6 protein-coding genes and 1 pseudogene are annotated in these 7,428 nt (G+C 72.1%); 4 read left to right on the top strand and 3 right to left on the bottom strand.

Going from position 1 to position 7,428, the window contains the following annotated elements:
- Positions 1-2,065: pseudogene (locus AB0J58_RS43460) on the bottom strand (hypothetical protein); the annotation flags it as partial.
- Between the two features lie 444 nt (positions 2,066-2,509).
- Positions 2,510-3,451: a CoA ester lyase gene (locus AB0J58_RS43465; RefSeq protein ID WP_364227359.1), complete on the bottom strand. Its 942-nt coding sequence runs from the start codon at positions 3,449-3,451 to the stop codon at positions 2,510-2,512.
- A 159-nt stretch (positions 3,452-3,610) separates the two neighbouring features.
- On the opposite strand from AB0J58_RS43465, the gene AB0J58_RS43470 reads away from it, so the two are divergent.
- Positions 3,611-4,186, top strand: a complete 576-nt coding sequence (locus tag AB0J58_RS43470) for a biotin transporter BioY (protein ID WP_364227362.1) — start codon at positions 3,611-3,613, stop codon at positions 4,184-4,186.
- Positions 4,187-4,246: 60 nt separating this feature from the next.
- Positions 4,247-4,612 (top strand): hypothetical protein, encoded by a 366-nt coding sequence (locus AB0J58_RS43475; protein WP_364227365.1) that lies wholly within the window; start codon positions 4,247-4,249, stop codon positions 4,610-4,612.
- Here the strand turns inward: AB0J58_RS43475 and AB0J58_RS43480 are convergent.
- Positions 4,587-5,531 (bottom strand): EamA family transporter, encoded by a 945-nt coding sequence (locus AB0J58_RS43480; protein ID WP_364227368.1) that lies wholly within the window; start codon positions 5,529-5,531, stop codon positions 4,587-4,589. The genes AB0J58_RS43475 and AB0J58_RS43480 overlap by 26 nt on opposite strands.
- 145 nt (positions 5,532-5,676) lie before the next feature.
- On the opposite strand from AB0J58_RS43480, the gene AB0J58_RS43485 reads away from it, so the two are divergent.
- Together AB0J58_RS43485 and AB0J58_RS43490 are read left to right on the top strand one after the other, a co-directional pair.
- Entirely contained in the window at positions 5,677-6,900 is a 1,224-nt protein-coding gene (locus AB0J58_RS43485; protein WP_364227374.1) for a CBS domain-containing protein, read from the top strand.
- The coding region (locus AB0J58_RS43490; RefSeq protein WP_364227371.1) for a DUF1003 domain-containing protein at positions 6,893-7,428 on the top strand (536 nt) is incomplete at its 3' end. The genes AB0J58_RS43485 and AB0J58_RS43490, both read left to right, overlap by 8 nt.

Raw genomic sequence — 7,428 nt, forward strand, 5'->3', positions numbered from 1 at the left:
TTCCGATCTCCTTGGGCGCGGTGATGAGACCCACCCTGTTGTCCACGTCGGCGGCGCGCTCGTCGCCGCCGACGACGAGCGCGCCGGTGTCGGACAGGGCGAGCGCCCGCAGCGAGCCGGGTACCTCGCCGAGGTCTGTGGTCTTGCTCCAGTCCCGGCCGTCGGGGCTGGTGTGGACCGTGTAGCGCTCGAAGCCGGACTCGACGACCGCTGCCACCCCCGCCGAGGAGGAGGCCAGCCGCCTGACGCCGGAACCGTCGGACCCCAGGCCGGTGATGGTTCCGCAGACCTTCCAGTCGGCGCCCTCGGGCGAGCAGTAGACGCGGACCTCGCCCTTGTCGCTGCGCTGCTGGGTCGGTACGAGGACGAACCCCCCGCCTGCCACGGCCAGCGCGCCCGGCTCGGGGATGACGTCGTTGAGCGCGGTGCCGGTCCGCTGCCAGCTCCCGCCTCCGTCGGCCGAGCGCAGGATGACCGAGGTGGACTGCCCCTGGGCCGGGTCCGCCAGTGCGACCACGGCGTTCCCCTTGGCGACGACCGCCTTGATGCCCCGCACCTTGTCCGGCATGCCGATCTCCCGGGTCGCCACCCGTTTCCAGGCGCGCCCGTCGGGCGAGACCCAGGCGACGGCCCCGGTGGTGCCGTCGTCCAGCACGGCCGCGCCGACCGCGACGAAGCCCGAGTCGGTCCTGGCCAGGTCCATGATCTTGTCCCCGCGCGCGAAGGCGTCCAGTTCGGCGGGGTCGACGGCGGTCCAGCTGTAGCCGTCGGAGCTGGTCCACAGGCCGTGCCCCGAGCCGAGGGGGTCGTTGCCCGCCGCCAGCCAGCGGCCGTCACCGCCCGCCACCCGGCCCACCGTGGTCGGCCCCGTCTCGTACCCCACCGGGCCGACCATCCTGCCCAGCTGCCAGGTCGTGCCGTCGTCGGGAGAGACCAGGAACAGCGGCCTGGGTACCGGGCTGGTGGTGTCGCTGCCGACCGCGACCATGACGGAGCCCACCGAGGCCACCGCGTTGAGAACCTGGTTGGAGCCGTTGCCGCCGACACCGGCCCGCGGCACGAAGTTCTCGTCACCCGAACCCGCCTCGTCGCCGACCAGCCGGAGACCGGTGGCGAACGGGCTGCTCACCCACCCCCACAGGGCCAGGCCGCCGCCGACCGCGACGGTGAGGACCATGACCATCAGGAACGGGATCACCAGGCCCCTGCCACGCCTGCGCCTGGTCGGGCTGGACCGGCGTACCGCGGAGGGCGCGGCGGCCGAGCGGTGGTGCCGCCCGCCGTTGGGGCCCCGCCTGCCGGGCGGGCCCTCCGCGACGAGCAGGTCGGGCCTGGCGGGCCTGCCGCCGGGCGGGCGCCCCACCCGGCGTACGGGCTCGAAATCGTCCTCGACGGGCGTGCCGGGCCCCTCGGTCTCGGACGCCGGCTCCGATTCGGAGGTCGGCTCGGGTTCCGGGGTGGGCACGGGTTCCGGCGTCGCCGGAATGCTCGGTCCCATCCTGATCCGGTCCTCGGGCCGGGGAGGCGGGGGCGGCGGGGGCGGCGGGGGCGCTGTCCGCCCGTCCCCGCCGCGCTCGCGGGCCGGCCCCGAGGCGACCAGGCGGTCGGGCCGGTCCGCCCTCCTCCTGCCCCTGCGCTCGGGCGTCGGCCCCGAGGCGACCAGGAGGTCGGGGCGGTCCACCAGGCGCGGGCGCCCTCGCTCCGGTGTGGCGTGGCGGCCCTGCCCCGTCCCCCGCTCCTCCACGGGCTCCTCGGCGAGGTGATCGGTGGCGGGCTGGTCGGCGGCGGGCTGGTCGGCGGCGGGGGAATCCGGCGGAAACGACTGCCCGGCGGGCTGGGGGGTGGGGGCGTAGGGCTGGGCGTACGGACGGCGCCGCTCGCCGCCGAGCCCTTCCGGGCGGGCCCGGGGCGGCTCGCCGTCGTCCGGGGTCGGCGCCGCGAACGGCGGGAGCATCCACGGGGAGGCCATGGAGAGCCCGCGCGTATCGTCGCCGGAGGGGCCTGGCGGGGAGTGCTGGATCGTCGGTGGGGACGCGTGTGGCTCCTGGGACCTGCCTGCACGCATGGCATCGTCGTGAACGCCGCCGTCATCCGCCGGCCACTCTGGCGAGCGCGGGTCGTGGGGGCCCGAGGCCACGCTCAGCACCTCCTCGCAGGAAGCCCGTTTCAGCCCGGGGTCACCACCCCGGACCGTTCCAGTCGTCTCCGTAACGGTAGGCCGCAACCCCTACGGATGCGGCAAATCGCACGCGACCCTACTACTACCCCGTTCTCCGGAAACGATCACCTCCCGCGACCGACCGGCCGGACCTCGGCCGTACACAGTCAAGAGCAACACGTCCCGGCCGCGATGACGAGACCTCTCTAGTCAGATTTATCAATCCGGCACCCGGATTATCATCATTTGTCCATAAAAATCCTGAAACACACCAGCCCGCTGAGACCCATGGAGGAACCCCCGGCTCACCCGCGCCCGCCACCGCGGCGCACCGGCAGGTGGTCGCCGGTGTCAGGCCGTGGGCGGGGTGAAGGCCGTGGTTCGCGCGAGACCGGCGGCCCTGCCCTTCGCCGCCACCACCAGCGCCATCTTTCTGGACGCCTCGTCGATCATCTCGTCGCCGAGCATGACCGCGCCGCGCCTCTCGACCGTCGTGTAGTACTCGTACGCGTCGAGGATCAACTCGGCGTGGTCGTAGTCCCCCTGCGACGGCGAGAACACCTCGTTCGCGGCCTCGATCTGGGTCGGGTGGAGCACCCACTTCCCGTCGAGCCCCAGCGCCGCGGCCCGGCCCGCCACCCGGCGGAAGCCGTCCAGGTCCTTGATCGCCAGGTAGGGGCCGTCGATGGCCTGCAGGCCGTGCGTCCGGGCGGCCATCAGGATGCGCATCAGGATGTAGTGGTAGGCGTCGCCCTCGGTGTAGCCGGGCGGCTGCTCACCGACCACCAGGGTCCGCATGTTGATCGAGGCCATGAAGTCGGCCGGGCCGAAGACGAGCGTCTCCAGGCGCCGGGACGCGCCGCCGATGGCGTCCACGTTCACCAGGCCCTTGGCGCTCTCGATCTGGGCCTCGATGCCGATCCTGCCGACGGTGAGGCCGTTCGCCTTCTCGATCTGGGTGAGCAGCGTGTCGAGCCACATCACCTGGGCGGCGTCCTCCACCTTGGGCAGCATCAGGCAGTCGACGAACTCCCCCGCGCCCTCCACGACCTCGATGACGTCGCGGTAGGTCCACTGGGTGCCGAGGTCGTTGACCCTGACGACCCTCGTCCTGCCCGACCAGTCGCCCTCGCGCAACGCCGCCACGACGTTCTTGCGCGCCCCCTCCTTGGCCAGGGGCGCGACGGAGTCCTCCAGATCGAGGAAGACCTCGTCCGCCGGGAGTCCCTGGGCCTTCTCCAGGAATCGGGGGTTGCTGCCGGGCACCGCGAGACATGAACGCCGAGAACGCATGGGCACACGCTAGCGCCCGCGGGAAAGCAGACCGGCGGCCGGGCGGCGCTATGGCGTCCGCACAAAGACCTCCCGCCGTTCTTGGCGGCGATCTCGCAGGGCTTTTGCCGGAGATCTCAGAAGAATGTGCGGCAAGAACCTGCAAAGGAGACACCCACCATGGCAAACGCCTCCGCTGTGCACAGGCCCGCCGTACTGTCCGACCTCATCCCGGGCTCCCGTGCCCGCGACGTCGCGCTCGTGGTCGGCGGCGCCGCCCTGACGGGCCTGGCCGCGCAGCTCAGCTTCCCGCTGCCCGGCTCACCCGTCCCGGTCACCGGCCAGACCTTCGCGGTCGTGCTGGTCGGCGCGGCCCTCGGCATGAACCGCGCGGCGCTGAGCATGGCGCTCTACCTGCTGGCCGGCCTCGCGGGCGTGCCGTGGTTCGCCGGCGGCACCTCCGGCTTCGGCGGCGCGTCCTTCGGGTACGTCATCGGCTTCGTCGCCGCCGCGGCCGTGGTCGGCAGGCTCGCCGAACGCGGCGGCGACCGCACCGTGCCGCGCACCGTCGGCACGATGATCGTGGGCAACCTGGTCATCTACGCCTTCGGCCTGCCGGTCCTCGTCGCCGTCGCCCAGACCGACCTCGGCACCGGCATCGCGGTGGGCGTGCTGCCCTTCCTGCTCGGCGACGCCCTCAAGATCGCCATCGCGGCCGGGCTGCTCCCGGCCGCCTGGAGGCTCTCCGGGCACTGACCTCACGGCGCGTACGGCCTGTACCGCCCCATAGGGAGGAACAGGCCGTACATTCGTCCTATGGGTGTGATCGAGGAGGGCGCCAAGAAGTCGGGCGTCCTGTGGCTGTCGCTGGACCGGCCCCGGCTGGCCTGGCACACCTGGCACGACGGCGCGATCTACTTGGTCACCGGCGGGGGCGAGCAGCCGCTGCCGGGGCTGGCCGAGGCCGGTGAGGTCCGGGTGACACTGCGCAGCAAGGACAACGGCGGGCGCCTGGTGGCCTTCGACGCCAGCGTGGAGGTGATGGACCAGGCGAAGGCCGCCGACGCGGTGGCCGCGCTCGCCAAGGAGCGGCTCAACGCCCCCGACGGCGCGAGGCTGGTGGCGCGCTGGGCCACCGGTTCCCAGGTGATCCGGCTCATCCCACGGGAGCCGGCTTCCTGACCTCCGGCACGGCCACGGGCGGCACGACCGTGGCCCGCTGGGCCAGGTAGGCGCCGATCAGGACGATCACGCCACCCGCGATCTGGAAGGGTCCGAGCGCCTCGCCCAGCAGGATCCAGGCGACCACCGCCCCGGTGATGACCTCAAGCGAGGCGACGGTGGAGCCGACCGCGGCCGACAGGCGGCGTACCGCCAGCACGCCGAGGATGTAGGCGATGACCGTGGCGACCACGATCAGGCAGGCCAGCGCCGCGGCCACCGGCAGCGAATAGCCGCCCACGGGTGTGGCCGTCCCGCCGAACGCCTCCCAGGGGATGTTCCAGGGCCGGGAGATCGGGACGAGCGCCACCGCGGCGCCGAGCAGCCCCCAGGCGACCAGCCCGAGCGGATCGATCTCGTCGCCGAAGCTGTCGTTGAGCAGGAAGTATCCGGTGCAGCACGCCGCCGCGGCGAAGGCGAGGAGCAGCCCCACCGGGTCGAGGGCGAGACCCGACCAGACCTCCACCACGACGCCGAGGCCGAGCACGGCGACGGCGGCTCCGGCGAAGGCCGCCCGCGGCAGCCGTACCCGCCGGACGAACCGTACCCAGAGCACCACCAGCACCGGTGAGGTGTACTCGATCAGCAGGGTGACGCCGACCGGCAGCCGGGTGATCGCCGCGAAGAAGAGCGCCTGCACGCCGGCGACCGCGATCACCGCGTACGCCGCGAAGAACGGCAGCCGCGAGCGCGGGATGCGCAGGGCCGAGGGCCGGACCACCGCGAGGACGCCGACGAGCAGCAGCCCGGCGCCCGCCATGCGTACCCAGACCGCCTCCAGCGGGGCCAGCCCGGCCGCGCCCACGTATTTGGCCATGGGGCCCGAGAAGGCGAAACAGAGGGACGACGCGAGCGCGATCAGCAGTCCTGCACGTCTCATGAAACACCATTCCCGTAATTACCGTTATGCGGCTTTGATGCTGTCATGTTGGGTTACCGGCCAGCAAATCGAGTCCGGCATGTGAGCCGGGGAGCGTGGCAGCAGCCGGTAGGCCCGAGACGCGGCCTACGCTTCAAATGTGAGGATCTTCATCGCGCGTCTCGCCGGCACCCCGGTCTTCGACCCTGCCGGGGACCAGATCGGCCGGGTCCGTGATGTGGTGGTGGCCATCGCCGGCAGCGCGCCACCGCACGTGCACGGGCTGGTCGTCGAGGTGCAGCCCCGGCGCCGGGTCTTCCTGCCGATCACCCGGATCCGGTCCGCCCAGACGGGTTCGGTGGTCTTCAGCGGCCGGCTCAACATGCGCAGGTTCGAGCAGCGGGCGACCGAGACCCTGGCCGTCGCCGAGTTGCTCGACCTCGGCGTGGAGGTCGACGGCGAGCGGATGACGGTCCTTGACCTGGCCATGGAGCAGACCAGGCGTGCCGAGTGGCTGGTCACCAAGGTGGCGGTGGTCCCGAGCACACCCGGCATCGGGCTGCGGCGGCGCGGCGCGACCAGGATCGTCGACTGGGCCGAGGTCCACGGCTTCGGCGCCGTCCAGAAGGACCAGGGCGCCGCCAACCTGCTGGTCGCCTTCGAGTCGATGCGCGCCGCCGACCTGGCGGGGGCACTGCACGAGTTGCCGGACAAACGGCGGGTGGAGGTGGCGGCGGCCCTTGACGACGTACGGCTCGCCGACGTGCTGGAGGAGCTCCCCGAACGGGACCAGATCAGCATTCTGAGCAGGCTCTCCCCCGAACGGGCCGCGGACGTGCTCGAGGAGATGGGCCCCGACGACGCGGCCGACCTGCTGCAGGAACTTCCCACCGAGCAGGCCGAGGCGCTGATGGCGCTGATGGAGCCCGAGGAGGCCGCGCCGATCAGGCGGCTGCTGATCTACCCGGAGAACACCGCGGGCGGGATGATGACGAGCGAGCCGGTGGTCCTGCCGCCGAACGCGACGGTCGCCGAGGCGCTGGCCAACATCCGCCAGCGTGAGCTCACTCCCGCGGTGGCCGCGCAGGTCTACGTGGCCAGGCCGCCCATCGAGACGCCCACCGGCCGCTTCCTCGGCCTGGCCCACTTCCAGCGGCTGCTGCGCGAGCCGCCGTCGACACTGCTCGGCAGCATCCTGGACACCTCCCTCGACCCGATCAGGCCGGAGTTCACCCTGAACCAGGTGACCTTCTACCTGGCCAACTACAACCTGGTGGCGGTTCCCGTGGTGAACGAGGCCGGGCGCCTGGTCGGGGCCGTCACGGTGGACGACGTGCTCGACCACCTGCTGCCCGAGGACTGGCGCGAGCAGGAGGACAGACATGGCTGACCGCCTCGACCAGCCAAGACAGCCCGGCCTGCGGCTCCGTCCGCACTACGACCCGGAGGCGTTCGGGCGGCTCTCCGAGCGGATCGCCCGTTTCCTCGGCACCGCGAGGTTCCTGGTCTACATGACGGTCTTCGTCACCGTCTGGGGCCTGTGGAACGCCTTCGGCCCCCCGTCCCTGCGATTCGACCCCTACCCGTTCATCTTCCTGACACTGATCCTGTCCCTGCAGGCCTCGTACGCGGCGCCGCTGATCCTGCTCGCCCAGAACCGGCAGGCCGACCGTGACCGGGTCCAGGGCGAGCACGACCGCAGGGCCGCGGAACGGAACCAGGCCGATCTGGAGTACCTCGCCCGGGAGGTCGCCGCGCTGCGCATGGCGGTCGGCGAGGTGGCCACCCGCGACTACATCCGCTCGGAACTGCAGCGCCTCCAGCTTTACCGACCCCGAGCTTCAAGCTGCACTCCAGGCTTCCCCTATCGGATCCAGCTCAGCAACACATGCTTAAAGCCGTACAGGCAAAGGGACCT

The sequence above is a fragment of the Streptosporangium sp. NPDC049644 genome, assembly GCF_040675205.1.
Lineage (GTDB): Bacteria > Actinomycetota > Actinomycetes > Streptosporangiales > Streptosporangiaceae > Streptosporangium > Streptosporangium fukuiense.